Origin of the sequence: Rhizobium sp. BR 317, assembly GCF_047445835.1 — a bacterium.
In the GTDB taxonomy this organism is placed as follows: Bacteria; Pseudomonadota; Alphaproteobacteria; order Rhizobiales; family Rhizobiaceae; genus Rhizobium; species Rhizobium paranaense.
The window spans coordinates 125,811-145,066 of record NZ_JARWLB010000010.1 but is presented as its reverse complement, the minus strand read 5'-3'; the positions used below and the strand labels follow the sequence as shown (position 1 = coordinate 145,066).

Annotated in this window: 18 protein-coding genes; 11 read left to right on the top strand and 7 right to left on the bottom strand. The window is 60.1% G+C overall.

Annotated features, from left to right (window positions below; genetic code table 11):
• Nucleotides 1-48 precede the first annotated feature (48 nt).
• The 6 genes from QD357_RS17630 (at nt 49) to rsmA (ending at nt 7,693) form a co-directional block, all read left to right on the top strand.
• Nucleotides 49-1,224 (top strand): LptF/LptG family permease, encoded by a 1,176-nt coding sequence (locus QD357_RS17630; RefSeq protein WP_107107629.1) that lies wholly within the window; start codon nt 49-51, stop codon nt 1,222-1,224.
• A complete protein-coding gene (gene lptG, locus QD357_RS17625) occupies nt 1,221-2,306 on the top strand; it encodes an LPS export ABC transporter permease LptG (protein ID WP_107107628.1) in 1,086 nt (361 codons plus the stop codon). The genes QD357_RS17630 and lptG overlap by 4 nt, the downstream gene beginning before the upstream one ends.
• Nucleotides 2,307-4,682 (top strand): LPS-assembly protein LptD, encoded by a 2,376-nt coding sequence (locus QD357_RS17620; protein WP_107107627.1) that lies wholly within the window; start codon nt 2,307-2,309, stop codon nt 4,680-4,682. It abuts the gene before it with no gap.
• 259 nt (nt 4,683-4,941) lie between these two features.
• Complete coding sequence (locus tag QD357_RS17615; RefSeq protein WP_245407463.1) at nt 4,942-5,832, top strand: peptidylprolyl isomerase; 891 nt, start codon at nt 4,942-4,944, stop codon at nt 5,830-5,832.
• 8 nt (nt 5,833-5,840) lie between these two features.
• Entirely contained in the window at nt 5,841-6,866 is a 1,026-nt protein-coding gene (pdxA, locus tag QD357_RS17610; protein ID WP_107107625.1) for a 4-hydroxythreonine-4-phosphate dehydrogenase PdxA, read from the top strand.
• A complete protein-coding gene (gene rsmA / locus QD357_RS17605; protein WP_107107624.1) occupies nt 6,866-7,693 on the top strand; it encodes a 16S rRNA (adenine(1518)-N(6)/adenine(1519)-N(6))-dimethyltransferase RsmA in 828 nt (275 codons plus the stop codon). The genes pdxA and rsmA overlap by 1 nt, the downstream gene beginning before the upstream one ends.
• Nucleotides 7,694-7,700: 7 nt before the next feature.
• Here the strand turns inward: rsmA and gmk are convergent, their stop codons facing one another.
• The 7 genes from gmk to fabD form a co-directional block, all read right to left on the bottom strand.
• Nucleotides 7,701-8,363, bottom strand: a complete 663-nt coding sequence (gene gmk, locus QD357_RS17600; protein WP_107107623.1) for a guanylate kinase — start codon at nt 8,361-8,363, stop codon at nt 7,701-7,703.
• 3 nt (nt 8,364-8,366) lie between these two features.
• Nucleotides 8,367-9,254, bottom strand: coding sequence for a YicC/YloC family endoribonuclease (locus QD357_RS17595; protein ID WP_107107622.1), 888 nt, complete (start codon nt 9,252-9,254; stop codon nt 8,367-8,369).
• 104 nt (nt 9,255-9,358) lie between these two features.
• Entirely contained in the window at nt 9,359-10,582 is a 1,224-nt protein-coding gene (gene mltG, locus QD357_RS17590; RefSeq protein WP_107108106.1) for an endolytic transglycosylase MltG, read from the bottom strand.
• A 217-nt stretch (nt 10,583-10,799) separates the two neighbouring features.
• Nucleotides 10,800-12,062: a beta-ketoacyl-ACP synthase II gene (gene fabF / locus QD357_RS17585; RefSeq protein WP_107107621.1), complete on the bottom strand. Its 1,263-nt coding sequence runs from the start codon at nt 12,060-12,062 to the stop codon at nt 10,800-10,802.
• Nucleotides 12,063-12,176: 114 nt separating this feature from the next.
• Nucleotides 12,177-12,413 (bottom strand): acyl carrier protein, encoded by a 237-nt coding sequence (locus tag QD357_RS17580; protein WP_003547058.1) that lies wholly within the window; start codon nt 12,411-12,413, stop codon nt 12,177-12,179.
• Between the two features lie 294 nt (nt 12,414-12,707).
• On the bottom strand, nt 12,708-13,445 hold the full coding sequence (fabG, locus tag QD357_RS17575) for a 3-oxoacyl-[acyl-carrier-protein] reductase (RefSeq protein WP_107107620.1): 738 nt from the start codon (nt 13,443-13,445) through the stop codon (nt 12,708-12,710).
• A gap of 29 nt (nt 13,446-13,474) precedes the next feature.
• Nucleotides 13,475-14,419, bottom strand: coding sequence for an ACP S-malonyltransferase (fabD, locus tag QD357_RS17570; RefSeq protein ID WP_107107619.1), 945 nt, complete (start codon nt 14,417-14,419; stop codon nt 13,475-13,477).
• Nucleotides 14,420-14,615: 196 nt separating this feature from the next.
• Here fabD and QD357_RS17565 point away from each other — a divergent pair, with 196 nt between their 5' ends.
• From QD357_RS17565 to QD357_RS17545, 5 genes are all read left to right on the top strand, one after another.
• Complete coding sequence (locus QD357_RS17565; protein ID WP_107107618.1) at nt 14,616-15,659, top strand: aldo/keto reductase; 1,044 nt, start codon at nt 14,616-14,618, stop codon at nt 15,657-15,659.
• Between the two features lie 223 nt (nt 15,660-15,882).
• Nucleotides 15,883-16,272, top strand: a complete 390-nt coding sequence (locus tag QD357_RS17560) for a hypothetical protein (protein WP_107107617.1) — start codon at nt 15,883-15,885, stop codon at nt 16,270-16,272.
• Nucleotides 16,273-16,356: 84 nt separating this feature from the next.
• A complete protein-coding gene (locus QD357_RS17555) occupies nt 16,357-17,205 on the top strand; it encodes a helix-turn-helix domain-containing protein (protein WP_414124641.1) in 849 nt (282 codons plus the stop codon).
• A 150-nt stretch (nt 17,206-17,355) separates the two neighbouring features.
• Nucleotides 17,356-17,802, top strand: coding sequence for an SRPBCC family protein (locus tag QD357_RS17550; protein ID WP_107107615.1), 447 nt, complete (start codon nt 17,356-17,358; stop codon nt 17,800-17,802).
• A 115-nt stretch (nt 17,803-17,917) separates the two neighbouring features.
• The gene (locus QD357_RS17545; RefSeq protein WP_414124640.1) at nt 17,918-18,976 is read left to right on the top strand and encodes an adenylate/guanylate cyclase domain-containing protein; all 1,059 of its coding nucleotides are present in this window, start codon (nt 17,918-17,920) and stop codon (nt 18,974-18,976) included.
• Nucleotides 18,977-19,256: the final 280 nt, after the last annotated feature.

Here is a 19,256-nt window from a genome sequence, read left to right as displayed (position 1 = left end):
TGAATCTCTGCCGGCTCACACCGCGGAGTGTTGCGTTTAAGGGCCGGCATGAAGTTATTCGAAACATATATCGTACGGCGTGTCGGCATGATGTTCCTGGTAGCGCTGCTGCCGGTGCTCGCCATCATCTGGACGACCCAGGTGTTGCAGCGCATCAATCTCGTGACCGATAGCGGCCAGTCGATTGGCTCATTTGCCAAGCTCGCGACGCTCATCCTGCCGACGATCATCCCCGTGGTCCTGCCTTTTGCTCTGGTGATCGGCATTACGCAGACGCTGACGGCGATGAACAGCGATTCGGAGCTGACCGTCATGGAGGCGGCAGGCGCACGACGCAGCATCATCATCCGCCCGATCATGATTCTCGCGATAGCTATCAGCGTTTTCTCATTCGTCGTCGACAATATGGTCGAGCCGAAGGCGCGCGTCGCCGCCCGCGAGATGGTCGCCGAAGCCTATGCCGACCTGCTCTCGACCGTTATCGAAGAGAAGAATTTCCGGCGTATCGAAGACGGGCTTTATGTGCAGATCACCCAGCGCATGTCGGGACGAATCCTGAAGGGCCTGTTCGTGGTGGATTCGCGCGATCCTGGCTTCGATCTCATCTATTACGCCAAGGAAGGCGCCGTCGATGCGAGCGGCACGTCGCTGCTGATGAAGGACGGTGAAGTTCACCGCAAGACGCCTGACGGCAACGTCTCCGTCATCAAATTCGACTCCTATTCCTTCGATCTTTCCGACATGACGCAGAGCCGCGGCCAAGCAACGCTGCGCGCCGGCGACCGTGGTCTCGGCTTCCTGCTCAATCCGGACCCGAACGATGCGGATTATAAAGCAAAACCAGGCGGCTATCGCTCGGAACTACACCGGCGTCTTACCGACTGGGCATTGCCCGCAATCTTTGCCCTGATATCCCTGGTMATCGCCGGCGATGCGCGATCCCATCGCGAGGCCCGGCTGCATCCGATGGTGTCGGCGCTTACGATTGCTTTTGCCTTGCGCTGGGCGGATTTCTATGCGGCAAACCAGATTGAGAATGCCCCCTATTTCATCGGCGTCCTCTACGCGGCCAACATCGGCGCGGCCCTGATTGCAATCGCCCTGCTGTTCAGGAACCGGAAGATGTCGATGCCGACGTCGATCCGCAACCGCTTCAGTAGCTGGCGGCAGAAGATTCAAGATCGCATGCCGGCGCCCGGCGGCTCCAATGGGGGCAGCGCATGATCTTCAATACGCTCGGCCGCTACTTCTTCATGCGTTACGTCGTGACGACCTTCTGGTTTTTCCTCGGCGTGATCTCGATCGTTTATCTCGTCGACTTCAGCGAGACCGCCGGAAGGCTTGCGGGCCTTCCCGGATACACGGTCAGGGTAGGTTTGCTGATGACGGCCGTCAGACTGCCGTTCATCCTGCAGCAGACAGTGCCGTTCATTGCCCTCTTCGTCGGCATGACGGTGCTGATCGCGCTCAACCGGCGTCGTGAACTCGTGATTGCGCGTGCCGCCGGCATCTCCGTTTGGCAATTCATGACGCCCTTCGTGGTCGGCGCCTTCTTTGTCGGCCTCCTGACCATGTTTGCCCTCAATCCGGTTGCGGCATGGGGACAAAAGCAGGCGGAAACGATGGAAGCCGACCTGCGCGGCGACCCGTCCTATCACAACACACTTTCCATCCCGTGGCTGCGCCAATCGAATGGCAAAGACGACATCATCATTGGCGCCAAGGCCGTTCTCGACAACGGCACGACGCTGATGAACGTTGTCTTTATCCACTTTGATTCACAGGGGAATATCGTTCTCAGGCAGGACGCCCAGTCGGCAAAGTTGGAAAATGGTTACTGGCTTCTTAACGGTGTTGTCGAGCGCAGCCCGGGCGAAATTCCCGTTCATAAAAACACGACACAGGTTCGTACGAATCTGAAACAGGATTTCGTTTCAGAGCGTTTGGCGCAGCCTGAAACCATTGCTTTTTATGATCTTTCTAATCGAATACAGATAGCAAAGTCTTTTGGCATCTCAACCAAAGCTCTTGAGACCCAATTTCACTCCCTGCTGTCGCAGCCATTCCTTTTGGTGGCGATGACTCTGATCGCAGCCACCGTCTCGTTAAAATTCAGTAGATTCAACCAATCGCGCTCCGTGATTCTGGGTGGAATCCTCTCAGGCTTCGTGCTTTATGTTGTCACCGTGCTGGTAAAGGCATTCGGGAGCAGCGGAGTGGTTCCTCCTTTCGTGGCGACATGGATACCCGTGATCGTCGCTTTGGCATTCGGAGCAACGATCCTGCTTCATCAGGAGGACGGCTAAGTGGCGGCAGGCAACCGCAAGAGTATCAGGGAATTTGTCGCTGCCCTCGTCATGGGCGCGGCTGCGTATGCATTTGTCATGAGCCCGGTCGTAGCTTACGCCCAGGACAACAATAATAACGGCGGCGCCGGCGCTGCGACCTCTCCCGTCAAGGTCAAAGTACCGGAAGGCTCCAAGCTGATCCTTTCGTCGAACGAATTGGTCTATAATAAGGATACGCAAATCGTTACCGCCAGCGGTGCGGTTCAGATCAACTATGGCGGCTACAAGATGGTCGCGCAAAAGGTTGAATATAATCAAAAAAGCGGGCGCATGACGGCGATCGGCAATGTCGAGCTGATCAGCCCGGACGGCAACCGTATGTACGGTGACAAAATGGATGTCACCGACAGTTTCTCCGACGGTTTCGTCAACGCTCTGCGCATCGAAATGCCTGACAATACCCGCATGGCCGCCGAAAAGGGCGAACGTGTCGGCGGTAATCAGTTGATCCTGACGAAGGGTGTCTACACCGCCTGTCTGCCGTGCTCCGAGCAGGGCCGCGCGCCGCTGTGGCAGGTCAAGGCTCAGCGCGTGGTGCAGAACGGCGTGACGCATACCGTCCGTCTCGAGCATGCCCGCTTCGAACTGTTCGGCCAGCCGATCGCCTACGTTCCGTGGATCGAAGTTCCAGACAATACGGTGAAGCGCAAGTCGGGCTTCCTGTTTCCGTCGATGAGCATCTCGGAGAACCTCGGCTTTGGCCTGAAGGTTCCTTACTACTACGTCATCTCGCCGAGCATGGACGCGACGATCAGCGCTACCGGCTATACAAGCCAAGGCCTGCTGCTCGAAGGCGAATTCCGGCAACGGTTTGAAAACGGTACGCATATTCTGCGCGTTGCCGGTATCAACCAGATGAGCCCCGATCAGTTCACCGCCAATACCAGTGATGCTGAGCACAAGACTCGCGGCGTGATCGCGTCGAAGGCTGATTTCAAAATCAATCCTCGCTGGACATTCGGCTGGGATGTCATGGCGCAAAGCGACAATAACTTTTCGCGCACCTACGGCTTGCAAGGCCTCAGCCAGAGCACGCACACGAACGACATCTATTTGACGGGTCTCGGCAAGCGCAATTATTTCGATATGCGCGCCTTCTACTATGACATTCAGGATGCCGATAACAACAGCACTGCTGAAAAGCAGCAAGCCGTGGTCTATCCGAGCCTCGATTATCACTATGTCGATCCGAACTCGGTGTATGGCGGCGAATTGTCCGCGACCATGAACTTCACGCATTTGTCGCGTGACAAGGCGTCAACGCTCGACAACGTCGCCAGTCTCGGCGACGCAAGCCTGAACGACCGTTTCCTTGGTCTTTCCGGAAGCTATACGCGTCTTACGACCGAGCTACAGTGGCAACGTACCTTCACGACCGATCAGGGTTTGGTCTTGACTCCGCTTGCCGCAGCTCGTGGCGACGTTTTTGGCCTAGATATGGATCCGCCTAACGGCGACTATTCCGGCAACTACGACACCAGCGACTATGCGACACGCGGTATGGTGACGGCTGGCCTCGAAGCCAAGTACCCGTTCCTCATCACCACGAGCAACAGCACGCATGTGTTCGAGCCGATCGCGCAAGTCTATGTGCGCCCTGATGAGCAACTTGCGGGGCGTCTGCCGAACGAAGATGCGCAGAGCTTTGTTTTCGATGCGACCAACCTGTTCGATCGCGACAAATTCTCCGGCTTCGACCGTGTAGAAGGCGGCACTCGTGCCAACGTGGGCTGGCGCTATACGGGCAGCTTCGACAGTGGCTATAAGTTGCAGCACATCTTCGGCCAATCTTACCAGCTTGCCGGACGAAACTCCTTCGCAACCGACGATCTGGTCGGTGCCGGTTCGGATTCGGGGCTTGAAACCACCCGCTCCGACTATGTGACGATGTTCGGCCTCACCACGCCGCAGGGCATCTCGCTTTCGCAGTCCTACCGCTTCGACGAAAAGGATTTTGCATTCCGTCGCGGCGATACCCAGGTCGGCTATGCGAACGACGCCTTCCAGACGTCGGTGACCTACACCCATATCGCCGCTCAGCCGCAATATGGCTTCACCTCGGATCAGGACGAAATCCAGACCCGCGCACAGATCAAGTTCAAGAACTATTGGTCCGTCTTCGGTACGGTCAGCTATGATCTCAATGACAGCGAGATCACCCGCCAGGGCATCGGTCTGTCCTATGAGGATGAATGCACGATCTTCAGCGTCTCCTTCCTGGATAAGAAGGATTCGACGAACCAATCGGGCAGCGACTGGTCTATCGGCGCCCGCATAACGTTCCGTACGCTCGGCGACGTCAATCTTGGCAACGTTCAGGACGCTACGTTCTGATCACTCAAATCCAAAAGGGCCGGCTCTGAAGCCGGCCCTTTTGCTTTGAATGGATCGCATTTCCCTCCGCGTCATTGTTTCGCCGCAAGGATTTTGCAATTCGTCGTGCTTGTTGTAGATATTGGCGCGAAATTGCCGTATTGCGCCAAGGGCGTCCCAATGTGACGCGATGCGGACAAAGACCTTTGGGAAGGGGTAATTGATGTTCTCTGGAAAGACACCGATGCGCGCTGCGCTATTCGGCGCCGTAGCGTTGGTTATGGCCTCTTTCGCAATACCAAGCAGCGATGTTGCCTTCGCKGCAAGTGAGGTGAAGGTCGTCGTCAACAACACGGTGATCACATCGGGCGATATCGCCAAGCGCGTCAACTTCCTGAAATTGCAGCACGCGAAAGGTGACCTCAACAAGCTGGCGCAGCAGCAGCTCGTCGATGAGACGCTCAAGCGCGCGGAAATCTCCCGCGTCCGCATGTCGGTATCGACGACAGATGTCGACAACGCCTTCGCCCGCTTTGCCGCCAGCAACAAAATGTCGCCGCAGCAGCTTGGACAGATCCTGGACAAGATGGGCGTCACCGTCGACCACTTCAAATCCTATATCGCCATTTCCATGAGCTGGCCGCGCGTCGTCAATGCCCGCTTCGGCTCGAGCGGCGGCCGCATGTCGAATGACGACCTCGTGACGCGCATGACGGAAAACAAGACGAAGCCGGTCACGACGGAATATTTCCTGAAGCAGATGGTCTTCGTCGTTCCGAGTGCAAAGCGCAACGCCATTCTCGGCAAACGCAAGGCCGAAGCGGAAGCCTCGCGAGCGAAGTTCCCCGGTTGCGACCAAGCCAAGGTCTTTGCCGCGACCATGCATGACGTCTCCGTTCAGGATCTCGGCCGCGTGCTCGCCCCCGACCTTCCGGAAGCTTGGAAGCCGCTGCTGGAGAAGGCAAAGGGTAACACGACCGATGCGATCGTGACCGATCGTGGCGTTGAATATGTTGCCATCTGCTCGCAGCGCCAGGTGAACGACGACATTGCCGCAGCAGCCGTTTTCCGCGCAGAAGATCTCGGCAAGTCGAATGCCCAGGGCGTTAGCGCCAACGACAAGAAGTACATCGACGAACTGCGCTCCAAGGCGCAGATCCTCTATCGCTGATCGTCCCGATGCCCTCGCGCCCTTCCCACCCCCTTGCACTCACGCAAGGGGATCCCGCAGGTATCGGACCCGACATCACGCTCGCCGCCTGGCTGCGCCGCGGCGAGTTTGGTTTGCCCCCCTTTCTGTTTCTCGGCGATCCCAACGTTCTTTCGGCACGAGCGCTTCAGTTGAATCTGACCGTGCCGCTTCGGGAAACTGATGCGTCGACTGCCCTCGATGCCTTTGCCGATGCCTTGCCGGTGCTGCCGATCGCCGCCGGCATGGATGTGGTTGCCGGTGAACCGCATGTCGCGACAGCTAAGGCGACGATTGCCGCCATTGAGATGGCGGTTTCGCTCAGCATGAAGGGAGAGACCGCCGCGGTCGTGACCAACCCAATCGCCAAGTCGGTCCTTTATGACGCCGGCTTCGGCTTTCCCGGCCATACCGAGTTCCTCGCCGATCTCGCGACACACGCGACCGGCAAACCGGTGATGCCGGTAATGCTGCTGGCCGGGCCCAAATTGCGGGCGATACCCGTCACCATCCACATTCCGCTGAAGGATGTCCCGCAGGCGCTGACCTCGGATCTCATCATCGAGACCTGCCGGATCACCAACCACGACCTCAAGACGCGTTTCGGCATCGCGAAGCCGCGGCTGGCCGTTGCCGGCCTCAACCCCCATGCTGGCGAGAGCGGCGCGATCGGCAAGGAAGATGAGGAGATCATCCGTCCGGCGATCGACGTGCTGCGCAATGAAGGCATCGATGCCTTTGGCCCCCTCCCCGCCGACACGATGTTCCACGACGATGCGCGCCGTCGCTACGATGTCGCCATCTGCATGTATCACGATCAGGCTTTGATTCCGGCCAAGGCGCTCGGCTTCGACGATTCCGTCAATGTCACGCTAGGCCTTCCCTTTGTCCGCACCTCGCCGGACCACGGCACGGCCTTCGGCATTGCCGGCAAGGGTATCGCCAAGGAAGACAGTCTCGTGGCAGCGCTCAAGCTCGCGAGCCAGATCAGCCGCGCGACGGGAAGCAGTCACTGATGGCCGCACTCGATGGTCTGCCGCCGCTTCGCGATGTAATCCAGCGCCATGGCCTCGACGCGCGCAAGGCGCTCGGCCAAAACTTTCTGCTCGATCTTAATCTGACACAAAAGGTTGCCCGCACCGCCGGATCACTGGAGGGCGTCACCGTCTTCGAAGTCGGCCCGGGACCTGGTGGGCTGACGCGTGCCATCCTTGCGCTCGGCGCCGCCAAGGTCATCGCCGTGGAGCGCGACGCGCGCTGCCTGCCGGCGCTCGCCGAGATCGCCGATCACTATCCCGGCCGGCTGGATGTCATCGAGGGCGATGCGCTGAAGACGGATTTTGCGGCGCTGGCGCCCGAAGGGCCGGTCAAGATCATTGCAAACCTGCCCTACAATGTCGGCACACAGTTGCTGGTGAACTGGCTACTCCCTGGCCATTGGCCACCCTTCTGGCAGTCCTTGACGCTGATGTTCCAGAAAGAGGTCGGCCAGCGGATCGTTGCCGACGAGGATGACGATCACTACGGCCGTCTCGGCGTTCTCTGCGGCTGGCGCACGAACGCACACATGGCTTTCGACGTACCGCCGCAGGCCTTCACGCCGCCGCCGAAAGTCACCTCGACGGTCGTCCATCTAACGCCCAAGGAAAACCCGATCCCCTGTTCCGTCGACAAGCTGGAAAAGATAACGCACGCCGCCTTCGGCCAACGGCGCAAGATGCTGCGCCAAAGCCTTAAGCCGCTCGGGGGCGAAGTACTGCTGCTGAAAGCCGATATCGACCCTCAGCGACGCGCTGAAACGCTCTCCGTCGAAGAGTTCTGCCGGCTGGCGAACTCTCTCTGATTGCCATTTACAGCTTCGGCGTTTCTTCCAACAGGCCGCGAACGAAGTCGAACATGCCGTGGCGGCGGTCGCGGCGCAGGCGCTCTGCCTTGACGATCGACTGAACCGCGTCGAAAGCGGCGTTCAGATCATCGTTGATGATGACATAGTCATACTCGCGCCAATGGGCGATCTCGGCCCTGGAATTGGCAAGCCGCGTGGCGATCACCTCTTCGGAATCCTCGGCGCGGCGGTGCAGACGCGATTGCAGCTCCGTCATGGTGGGCGGCAGCACGAAGATCGAGACGACATCGGCGGGCATCTTTTCCTGCAGTTGCTGCGCGCCCTGCCAGTCGATATCGAAGAGCATATCGCGGCCCTCGGACATCGCCGTTTCCACCGGCTCGCGCGGCGTGCCGTAGAAATTACCGTGCACCTCAGCCCATTCCAGCAGGGAGTCGGAATCGCGTAGCCGCTCGAATTCCCGCAGCGAGACAAAATGATAGTGCACGCCGGCAATCTCGCTCGGCCGCCGTTGCCGCGTCGTCACACTGACGGAAAGACCGATCTGCTTATCGGTTTCCAGCAGCGTGCGCGCGATCGTCGATTTCCCCGCGCCTGACGGCGAGGAAATGGCGAGCATCAGCCCCCGGCGGGCAATCGGAATGGATGTGGATGTCGCCGGCTTCATGGCCTACTCCAAATTCTGGACCTGTTCGCGGAACTGGTCAATGACCACCTTCAGTTCGATGCCGGCGGCGGTGACCGCTGCGGCATTCGACTTCGAACAGATAGTATTCGATTCCCGGTTAAATTCCTGTGCAAGGAAATCAAGCTTGCGTCCGATCGGTCCGCCCTTGGCGATAAGGTCGCGGGCGGCCGTTACATGCGCCTTTAGCCGGTCGATTTCTTCGCGCAGATCGGCTCTGGTGGCGATGAGAGCGGCCTCGGCATGCAGCCGATCGCGATCCAGACCGGAAGTGCCGTCCAGCAGCATGGCAACCTGTGCTGCCAGCCTGGCGGCGATTTCCTGCGGCGATCGCGATGGATCGCTCTCAACCGTCGCCGTCAGCGTCTCGATGACGCCGACATGACCGAGCAGGATTTGCCCAAGCGCCTGTCCTTCCCGACGGCGCATGTCGCTGAGATCGCCGAGCGCGGCTTCCAGACCCGCCATGACCTCTCCGTCGCGCGCGGCAAGCGCTTCTTCGCTCTCCTCGGCTTCCTTGAACTCGACTATGCCGCGGATGGCCAGCAGCGTGTCCAGCCGCAACGGCGCGGGATCGATGACGCCGGAGAGCTGACCGCGCAGTGCCAGCACCGTTGCCAGTGCGTCCTGATTGACCACCGCCTCGACGCGGCTTTCATCGACGGATAGAGAAAGACCGACCTGCAGATTGCCGCGCGAAAACCGGTCAGTGATGAGCTTGCGCACATCGGTTTCCAGACGCTCCAACCCCTGCGGCAGGCGCAGGCGGAAATCGAGGCCCTTGCCGTTGACCGATCGCAATTCCCATGCCCAGCGAGAGCGCCCACTCGTTCCCTCACGCCGGGCGAAACCGGTCATGGACTGCAATGCCATGCAAGCCTCCGATAGTTCTCGTCCACAATCGCTCAACGATCATGGACCATCAATGCAAATGAGACTACGCCGCGCGTCCCATAGGAAGCACGGCGCAGCAGAGATCAGTTCGTCTTCTTTTTCTGCTGTGTGCCGGAGGGGGGCGTACCGGCCGTGGTGCCGCTATCTTCCGGCTGACCGTCAACGGCGATCGCGCTGGGGTCCTCGCCCTTTTCCGCGACGAGCTTGCGCCAGCGTTTGACGTTGGCGTTGTGATCTTCCAGCGTCGCGGCGAAGACGTGGCCGCCCGAGCCATCAGCAACGAAATAGAGATCCTGTGTCTTCCAAGGATTGGCAACTGCATCGAGCGCATCCTTGCCCGGATTGGCGATCGGCGTCGGCGGCAGGCCCTTGATGATGTAGGTATTGTAGGCCGTTTCTTTTTTGAGGTCCGATTGGAAGATCGGGCGATCCGCCGGCTTGCCGTCGCCACCAAAGAGGCCATAGATGACCGTCGGATCGGATTGCAGGCGCATGCCCTTGCCGAGGCGGTTGAGGAAGACGGACGCCACATGAGCGCGCTCATCGGCAAGCCCGGTCTCCTTTTCAACGATCGACGCCAGGGTGATCAGTTCCTGCTTGTTCGTCAGCGGCAGCGACTGATCGCGCTTGTCCCAAATCTCATCGACCAGCTTTTCCTGCGCGGCCTTCATCTGATCGATGATTTCCGTACGCTTGGCGCCGCGCGTGAATTTATAGGTATTGGGTTCCAAGCTGCCCTCTGGCGGCAAGGCCGACGGCAGATCGCCTTCCAGCACCGGGTCCGCCTGCAGCTTGTTGAATATTTGCCGCACGGTCAGGCCTTCCGGCAAGGTAACCGAATAGAGGATCGATTTGCCGGATTTCAACAGCTCCATGATGTCCTTCATGGAGGCGCCGGCCTTGATCTCATATTCGCCGGATCGCAACGTCTCGCCATTGTGCAGATAGGTTGCCGTCAGATAGCGGAAGATACGGGCATCGGAGATAATGTTGCTGGCTTCCAGCCGGCTCGAAATCTCGGCCAGGCCCGCGCCGTTGCGCACGATGAAATTGGAGTTGGTCGCCAGCGGCCCGGGGCTCTGATAGGCGGAGATGGCGTAATAGGTGCCGACGAGCGCGAGAACGATCACGAAGACGACCAGCGTCATCAGAAAGTTCAGGAAAATCACCATCTGGCTGCGGGCTTTGCGGGAACGCTTCGGCGGATCCGGAACACGCTCCGGACGCAGAGCTTCATTGGCCGATTTCGGGATAATCGGCCCCTTCTGCCCGTTCGGAGTTCCATTGTTCTGGTTCGTATCGCTCACCGGCAGTCCCTTCATTTGTCATTGCCTGCTCTTTGACCAAGCAATGCGGCAAAAAACAGGTTCAGAAGATAAAGCGGAGCCTTGTGAAGATCCGCTTTCGACCGATCAGACATTGCTGCGGCGCATCCATGGGATACGCAAGACGCGCAGCAACATTCAAGGATGGCGCATAGTCTCGCCGGAAAGCACTCCCGCTTTCCGGAATTACGCGCTTTTATTATGCCTCATAGCGACGCAGGACAAGTGATGCGTTCGTACCGCCGAATCCAAAGGAGTTCGACAGTGCAACATTGATGTCCCGCTTGCGGGCCTTATGCGGAACGAGATCGATGGCTGTCTCGCGCTCCGGATTATCGAGGTTCAGCGTCGGCGGCGCGATATTGTCGCGAATGGCAAGCGTCGAGAAGATAGCCTCAATCGCGCCAGCCGCCCCCAGGAGATGGCCGGTCGCCGACTTGGTCGACGACATCGAAATCTTGGAAGCGGCATTGCCAACCAGCCGCTCGACAGCGCCAAGCTCGATCGTATCGGCCATGGTCGAGGTGCCATGCGCATTGATGTAGTCCACATCCGCCGGCGTCAAACCGGCACGCTTCAGGGCCGAAGTCATGCAGCGGAACGCGCCCTCGCCATCCTCGGACGGGGCAGTAATGTGATGGGCGTCGCCGGAAAGGCCGTACCCGACCACTTCGGCGTAAATCTTGGCGCCGCGTGCCTTGGCATGTTCCAGCTCTTCGAGAACGACGATGCCGGCGCCCTCGCCCATGACGAAGCCGTCACGGTCACGATCGTAGGGGCGCGAAGCCTTCTGCGGGTTGTCGTTGTAATCGGTCGACAGCGCCTTGCAGGCGGCAAAGCCGGCGAGCGAGATACGGCAGACCGGAGCCTCGGCGCCGCCGGCGACCATGACGTCGGCATCGCCGAGCATGATCAAACGGGCAGCATCGCCGATCGCATGTGCGCCGGTCGAGCAGGCCGTGACGACGGCGTGGTTCGGACCGCGCAGCTTGTGGCGGATCGAGACCTGGCCGGAAACGAGATTGATGAGGCGTCCGGGAATGAAGAAAGGCGAGATGCGGCGCGGACCCTTATCACGCAGCGTATAACCGGCTTCAACGATGCCTTCGAGGCCGCCGATGCCGGAGCCGATCATGACGCCGGTTGCGATCTGGTCTTCATCGGAGGTCGGATGCCAACCGGCATCCTTCAGCGCCATATCGGCTGCTGCCATGCCGTAGATGATGAAAGGATCGACCTTTCGCTGTTCCTTCGGCTCCATCCAGTCGTCGGCATTGAACGTGCCGTCGCTGCCATCGCCGACCGGAACGCGGCACGCGATTTTCGCGGCGAGATCCTCGACTTCGAATTCCGTCACAAGACGAGCGCCGTTGTGCCCGGCGATCAAGCGCGACCAGGACACCTCAGTGCCACAGCCCAAAGGTGATACCATGCCGGTACCCGTGATAACGACACGTCTCATCGCCCGCAGACCCCCGTCTTTTTATAATGCCATGCGTATGAATATGATCCGTCCGACCCGGCCGGACGAAATAGGGCGGACTCAGAGAGCCCGCCCGTCACAAAGTGCAAAGGATTAGGCCTGAGCCTTCTCAATGAACTTTACCGCATCGCCGACCGTCAGGATCGAGTCGGCAGCGTCGTCAGGAATTTCAACGCCGAATTCTTCTTCGAAGGCCATGACCAGTTCGACGGTGTCGAGCGAGTCCGCGCCCAGGTCGTCGATGAAGCTTGCGCTTTCAACAACCTTGTCGGCGTCGACGCCAAGATGATCAATAACAATTTTCTTTACGCGTTCTGCGATATCGCTCATGTCGGTTTCCTCGACCTTATTTATGTCCTGATCAGAATGCCGTGTGACATCCCTACCCTGTTCAAGCCTGCAACGCCTGCATGGCGCGGCTGGCAAACCCGTTCAACCCGGCCTTCACATCTGGTCCGGCCGCCATACACGCGGCCCGGTCCGTCTGCATTTTCGGGACGACTGATCACAGTCATGGCCCGCTTAACACGGTTTAAGTCTGTCGCAAAGCCAGAAAATCGCCGCTTCCAGGTTGCTCAACATGCTATTGGAGGGGAAAGTTCCCCCCAATAGACTTTTCCTTTTTTAGATCATTGCCATGCCACCGTTGACGTGGATCGTCTGGCCGGTGACGTAGCTTGCTTCGGAGGAGGCGAGATAGGCGACGGCGGATGCAACTTCGGCACCGTTGCCCATGCGCTTCATGGGAATAGCGCCCATGATCGCCTCTTTCTGCTTGTCGTTCAGCTTGCCGGTCATGGCGCTCTCGATGAAGCCGGGAGCGACGCAGTTGACAGTCACGTTGCGGGTCGCGATCTCTTGCGCCAGCGACTTGGTGAAGCCGATCATGCCGGCCTTGGAGGCGCAGTAATTGGCCTGGCCGGGATTGCCGGTGATGCCGACGACGGAGGTGATGTTGATGATGCGGCCATAGCGGCGGCGCATCATCGGATGGGTCAACTCGCGCGTCAGGCGGAAGACCGCCGTCAGATTGACTTCCAGAACCGCATCCCAGTCCTCGTCGCTCATGCGCACAAACAGACCGTCCTTGGTGATGCCGGCATTGTTGACGAGGATGTCGACGCCGCCGAGTTCTTCTTCGGCCTTGGCACCGAGCGCCTTGACCTCATCGCGATCGGACAGGTTAGCCGGAAAGATCTTGACGCGGTCGCCAAGTTCGGCGGCCAGAGCCTCGAGCTTCTCAACGCGCGTGCCGTGCAGGCCGACGATGGCGCCCTGCTTATGCAGCAGTCTTGCGATCTCTTCGCCGATACCACCGGAAGAGCCGGTTACCAGGGCCTTGCGGCCAGTCAAATCGAGCATTTGATGTCCCTCGTTCCTTAATTTCTGTATCAGCCAAGCAGGCCGGCGAGAGTGGTGTCGATATCGGCCGCCGTGTTGACGGCGATACCGTTCACCGATTTGTCGATGCGCCGGGCAAGGCCTGTCAGCACCTTGCCAGCGCCGATTTCATACAATGTTGTCACATTGTTGGCGGCAAACCATTCCACGGTCTCGCGCCAACGGACCTGGCCCGTCACCTGCGCAACCAGCAGATCGGCGATCTCACCGGCGTCCTTCACCGGCGCCGCGCGGACATTGGCGACGACAGGCACGACGGGATCGGATTTTGCAACCTCTGCCAGAGCCGCGCGCATCGCCTCGGCGGCGGGCGCCATCAGCGACGAATGGAAGGGTGCGGAAACAGGCAGGAGGATGGCGCGCTTGGCACCCTTGGCGGTCGCAAGCTCGGCAGCCTTTTCGACCGGGGCCTTTTCACCGGAAATGACGATCTGACCGCCGCCATTGTCATTGGCGATCTGACATGCGCCGATCGCCGAAGCCTCGGTGCAAACCGCGACGACGTCGGCATGTTCCAGGCCGATGATGGCCGCCATGGCGCCAACGCCCACCGGAACCGCCGCCTGCATGGCATTGCCGCGAATGCGCAGCAGCCGCGCCGTATCGGCGAGCGAGAAAGTGCCCGCAGCGCAAAGCGCCGAATATTCGCCGAGCGAATGACCGGCGACATAGGCAACCTTGCTCTTCAGATCGAGGCCGCGCGCTTGGAGAACGCGCATGACGGCGATCGACACGGCCATCAACGCCGGCTGCGCATTCGCCGTCAGCGTCAGCCTATCGTCCGGGCCGTTGAAGATGATGTCGGAAAGCTTTTCACCGAGCGCTTCGTCGACTTCCTCGAAGACGGCGCGCGCTTCGGCGAAGTTGTCGGCCAGATCCTTGCCCATGCCGACGGCCTGGCTACCCTGACCGGGAAATGTGAAAGCAACAGTCATTATATCAAGCTTCCTTCGGGGGTCGTTTCGCTTCCCAATGACATTGTTTGCGGTGGAGTCAATAGCGCAGCCCCTGCAGTCCCTGCCTTTTGCGTGTGCGAAACATCTCGATTTTCTTCTTGCGCTTGCTCATTTCCGACCTAGATTTGGAGCATCCTTCCCCCACCACCTTTTCCGCAAGCATCAAGGTTTTCCCATGCAGTATAAGAATTTAGGCCGCACCGATATTTCCGTTTCACAGATTTGCCTGGGGACGATGACCTGGGGCACACAGAACAGCGAAGCCGAGGCGCACGAGCAGATGGATTATGCGCTTCACAAGGGCGTCAATTTCTTCGACACGGCTGAAATGTATCCGACGACGCCGGTCGGCCCGGAGACTCAGGGCCGCACCGAGGAATGTATCGGCACCTGGTTCGAAAAGACCGGCAAGCGCGGGGACGTCGTGCTTGCCACCAAGGTCGCCGGGCCTGGTCGTGACTATCTGCGCGGCGGCCAGGGCGCGGATGCCGCCAATATCCGCGCGGCAATCGACAGCAGCCTGAAGCGGCTGAAAACCGACTATATCGATCTTTATCAGGTGCATTGGCCGAACCGCGGTCATTTCCACTTCCGTCAGAACTGGCGCTACAACCCCTTCACCCAGGATCGCGAGAAAACGGTCGCCAATATCGCCGAAATCCTGGAGACGATGGGTGAGCTGGTGAAGGCCGGCAAGATCCGCGCCATCGGCCTCTCCAACGAGACGACCTGGGGCATCCAGAAATACCTGACGATCGCCGAACAGAAGGGCCTGCCGCGCGTCGTCTCGACGCAGAACGAATATAATCTGCTCTACCGCCACTTCGATCTCGATCTCGCCGAACTGTCGCACCACGAAGATGTTGGCCTGCTCGCCTATTCGCCGCTCGCCGGTGGTATTCTCAGCGGCAAATATGTCGGCGGCGCACGCCCTGCCGGCTCGCGTGGCTCGATCAATCCCGACATCGGCGGCCGTCTGCAGCCGCTGCAGGAGCCGCCGGTCAAGGCCTATCTGGAGATCGCCGCCAAATATAATCTCGACCCTGCCAAGCTGGCGCTCGCCTATTGCCTGACCAAGCCCTTCATGACCTCCGTCATCATCGGCGCGACATCGATGGCCCAGCTCGAAACCGACATCGCTTCCGCCTATGTCACGCTGCCGGAAGAGGCAATTGCCGAGATTGAAAAGGTACACCGGCTGTATCCGATGCCGATGTAATGCCTCGTGAAAGCGCCTTGCCTCGGTGGCAGGGCGCGACGACCGGCGAAATATGACCTCTGATGTAATTGAGACACGTCCGACCGGCGCGTAACTTTGGGGCATCTCCACGAGAGATAGGCACCGAACCGGTGCCGCAGAGGAATAGACATCAAGCGCCTTCGGTTTGACCCCGGGGCGCTGCAGCCTCTTATTGCCCTAAGCACACGTCCGGAGACAGACGATGAATGAGATGATTTTCAGCAAACGTGAAACCCCAGGCTGGCTGCTGGCCTTCTGGAAGGAGATTGACGACAAGACCTTCGGCAGTGGCTTCGACTGCTTTACGGAAGACGCCACCGCAAATTTGGGCGTCGCCGAATGGAAGGGCCGCGAGACTATCCGCGAAAGCCTGCGCGCGTTCATCGACACCGGATTTACCGCCCTCCATGATGTGACGGAATATTGGGACGGCGGGCTCCTCAAGATCTTCCGTGGCTTCGTTACCATGACACCGAACGATCCTAACCACCCCGTCGTCAAGCCCGTCATGACGCACTTCTTCTACATGGACGAGGCTGATCACACCAAGGTGCGTCATTGGTTCGGTTCGGTGGGGCCAGTGCAATTCTAACCTTCGCATGCCAGACATAAGATGCCGTGCGCGGCCGCCTTTTTAGAGGAAGTCGCCACGGCACAGTTCACACGGAGACCCTCCATGACGAACAGCAACACAGCCCTATCGGTCTCGAAACAGCTCAGCCCGTTGCTGCGCCACTGGCGGGAGGTGCGCGGCAAAAGCCAGCTCGACCTTTCAATGGATACGGGTGTTTCGCAACGTCACATCAGCTTCGTTGAAAGCGGCCGCAGCGTTCCCAGCCGCCAGAGGCTGCTGACCGTTGCGGAAGCGCTCGATGTGCCGTTCCGCGAGCGCAACACTCTGTTGCTCGCCGCTGGCTACGCCCCGATCTATTCGGAGGATTCCTGGGACGCGCCGGAAATGCAGCCCGTCGCGGATGCTCTGCGGCGCATGCTGCGTCAGCACGAACCTTTCCCCGCAATCGTCATGGATCGCTATTGGAACGTTCTGATGTCCAATACGGCCACGCTCCGTTTCTTCAATTGCTTCGTCGATATGGCGGCGCGCAAATCGCCACGCAACCTGCTGCATTTGATGTTCGATCCCGCTGGGATGCGCCCCTTCATTGATAACTGGGCGGAKACATCGAGAAGCTTGCTGGCGCGCGTTCATCGTGAGTCCATCGGCCGGGTCGTCGATGACAAAACTCGGGAACTGCTGAAAACGCTGCTCGCTTATCCCGACGTCGATTTCGACCGGAAAGCGCTCACCGCACCCGGCAGCACACCCGTCGTTCCATTGACCTTTGTGAAGGATGGCCAGAGCCTCAACTTCTTTTCATTGGTAACGACAGTCGGCACCCCGATGACCATCGCGTCGCAGGAGCTCAGGCTCGAATGCATGTTCCCGACGGATCAGCAGACCGAACATCTCTATGCCGACATGATGAAGGGTGCGCCGATGCCGATATTTCCCAAGGATCACTAGCAAATCCATTCGTCTTCAAGCGTCTGCACCGCCCTTGTTGTGAGCGAGCCTGCCCCCTACATGCTGTTGCATGAGGACGTTCCGCGATAGGATGCGCCTGCTCAATCTCCGCCTCCGGTGAGGCAGGCCATGCAACCAAAGGAGAGACCGATGCAAGAGCCCCTCGTCGTCCGCCAGGAAAGGCGCATCCCGGCACCGCCCGCAGCCGTGTTCGCCCTCCTGACCGATCCGGAAAAGATTCTGCGCTGGATGGGTACGGAGGCACAGATCGAGCCTCAGCCCGAAGGACTCTATCTCGTCAACGTCACTGGCGCTCGCTTCGCCCGCGGTTCGTTCCGCGAGGTGGTGCCGGTACACCGCCTGGCCTACAGCTTCGGCTGGGATGGCAGCGAGGTGGTCCCCCCGGGATCGAGCCTGGTCGAGATAGACCTCATCGAGCAGCCGGACGGAACGCTGCTACGTCTGACCCACACCGGCCTGCCCAATGCCGAACAATGCGCTGGCCATTCTGAAGGCTGGGCTCACTACCTCGGCCGGCTGTCCGAAGCCGCAGCCGGGCGTGATCCGGGTCCCGACCCTATGGCTGGCAGAATGTGACAGCCTTCCGTTCCTGAATGCGTCGGTCCTGAGCACTGCCGGGGACTGTCATCACACGCAGAAGCACCATCGCAACGGCGGATGACAGCCTGCKGCTGCCATGGCATGATCAGACATGGATTTGCCCCTCCCCCTTGCCTGGCTGGTTGATKAGGCCGATGCCTCTCCTGGCCCTGAACGGTTCCTGGCCGAGCTCGGCCGCCGGCTGCTGGCCGACGGCCTGCCACTTGCCGGAGGAGCCCTGTCGCTCGCGGTGCCGCATCCGATCATCGCCCGGCGCATCTGGCTGTGGCGGGCGGAAACCGGGGCAGTGATCGAKGCGCTGGGTTTCGTCGGCGGCCCACCCAGTCAAGCCGGCCACGATTGGCTGGCCGGGCTTGGCCCCATGCATGAAGACACGGTGGGTTCGGCCGCGGACAGCCCGGTGCTGGGTTGGGCGGGGCTCCGGCCATTCGACCCTAGCGAGGCCGGTCGGCTGCGGGAGACGGCGCGCTTCGCCGCAGCCCCCTTGAGCGCMCTGGCTTCGCGGGCGGCGTTGGCAGCGCTACTCGAGGCCTATCTCGGCCGGCGCAGTGCGGCGCGGGTCCAAGCCGGCGCGCTGCGCCGCGGCACGGGGGAAACCATCCGAGCCGCATTGCTCTGCGCCGATCTGCGCGATTTCACCGCTTTGTCCGAGGCGACGGAGCCGGCGGCGATGATCGCTTCCCTCGACGCCTGGTTCGACCGCGTTGCCGGAGCGGTGCACGCTTTCGGAGGCGAGGTGCTGAAATTCATCGGCGACGGCGCGTTGGCGATTTTCCCGGTCACAAGCACACCGGGCGAAGCCTGTGAGGCGGCGCTGCGCGCGGTCGCCGCCGCCCGCGCCGGCATGGTTCATCTCGATACGGTGCGGCAAGCGCAGGGGCTGCCGCCGCTGCCCTTTGGCGCGGCATTGCATTTCGGCGAGATGTTGTGGGGCAATATCGGCGCGGCCGACCGGCTGGACTTTACCGCGATCGGCCCGGCGGTCAATCTGGTGAGCCGGCTCGAAGGCCTGTGCAAGCCGCTTGGCCGCAGCGTGCTCATCTCCGGCGCCGTTGCGGCGCAGACGACAACCCCCTTGATCCCCTTGGGCGAGCATCCGTTGCGCGGCATCGCCGACCCCTGCGCGGTCTTCACCTTGCCGGAGAATTGAGGCCGCCTGCCTTGGTCCAGGCAGGAGTGTCCGCTGTCGGACTGCGCAATTCGCCCCTTGCCTTTCGCGCAAAAATCCGTATAAGCCGCCCTGTTCGCAACCCGGTCTTCTGGCTGGTGGCTGAACGGAGGGCCGGTTTTCTTCTCAGAAAATCGTTCGGAACGGAAGCGTTCCAGCCTCCCGTGTCTCCGCTCTCGACCGTCTCGGAAACGCTTTTCTTGCTTAGGGTCACCCCTCTCAGGAGCAGTCGTTGAGGCTTAGCCGCCGAATATCGGGTTCA

What these genes read in the sequence shown, in the direction of transcription:
- lptG (WP_107107628.1), top strand. Translation starts at nt 1,221, where the DNA reads ATGATCTTCAATACGCTCGGCCGCTACTTCTTCATGCGTTACGTCGTG.
- pdxA (WP_107107625.1), top strand. Translation starts at nt 5,841, where the DNA reads ATGCCCTCGCGCCCTTCCCACCCCCTTGCACTCACGCAAGGGGATCCC.
- rsmA (WP_107107624.1), top strand. Translation starts at nt 6,866, where the DNA reads ATGGCCGCACTCGATGGTCTGCCGCCGCTTCGCGATGTAATCCAGCGC.
- gmk (WP_107107623.1), bottom strand. Translation starts at nt 8,363, where the DNA reads ATGAAGCCGGCGACATCCACATCCATTCCGATTGCCCGCCGGGGGCTG.
- QD357_RS17595 (WP_107107622.1), bottom strand. Translation starts at nt 9,254, where the DNA reads ATGGCATTGCAGTCCATGACCGGTTTCGCCCGGCGTGAGGGAACGAGT.
- fabF (WP_107107621.1), bottom strand. Translation starts at nt 12,062, where the DNA reads ATGAGACGTGTCGTTATCACGGGTACCGGCATGGTATCACCTTTGGGC.
- QD357_RS17580 (WP_003547058.1), bottom strand. Translation starts at nt 12,413, where the DNA reads ATGAGCGATATCGCAGAACGCGTAAAGAAAATTGTTATTGATCATCTT.
- fabG (WP_107107620.1), bottom strand. Translation starts at nt 13,445, where the DNA reads ATGCTCGATTTGACTGGCCGCAAGGCCCTGGTAACCGGCTCTTCCGGT.
- fabD (WP_107107619.1), bottom strand. Translation starts at nt 14,419, where the DNA reads ATGACTGTTGCTTTCACATTTCCCGGTCAGGGTAGCCAGGCCGTCGGC.
- QD357_RS17565 (WP_107107618.1), top strand. Translation starts at nt 14,616, where the DNA reads ATGCAGTATAAGAATTTAGGCCGCACCGATATTTCCGTTTCACAGATT.
- QD357_RS17560 (WP_107107617.1), top strand. Translation starts at nt 15,883, where the DNA reads ATGAATGAGATGATTTTCAGCAAACGTGAAACCCCAGGCTGGCTGCTG.
- QD357_RS17550 (WP_107107615.1), top strand. Translation starts at nt 17,356, where the DNA reads ATGCAAGAGCCCCTCGTCGTCCGCCAGGAAAGGCGCATCCCGGCACCG.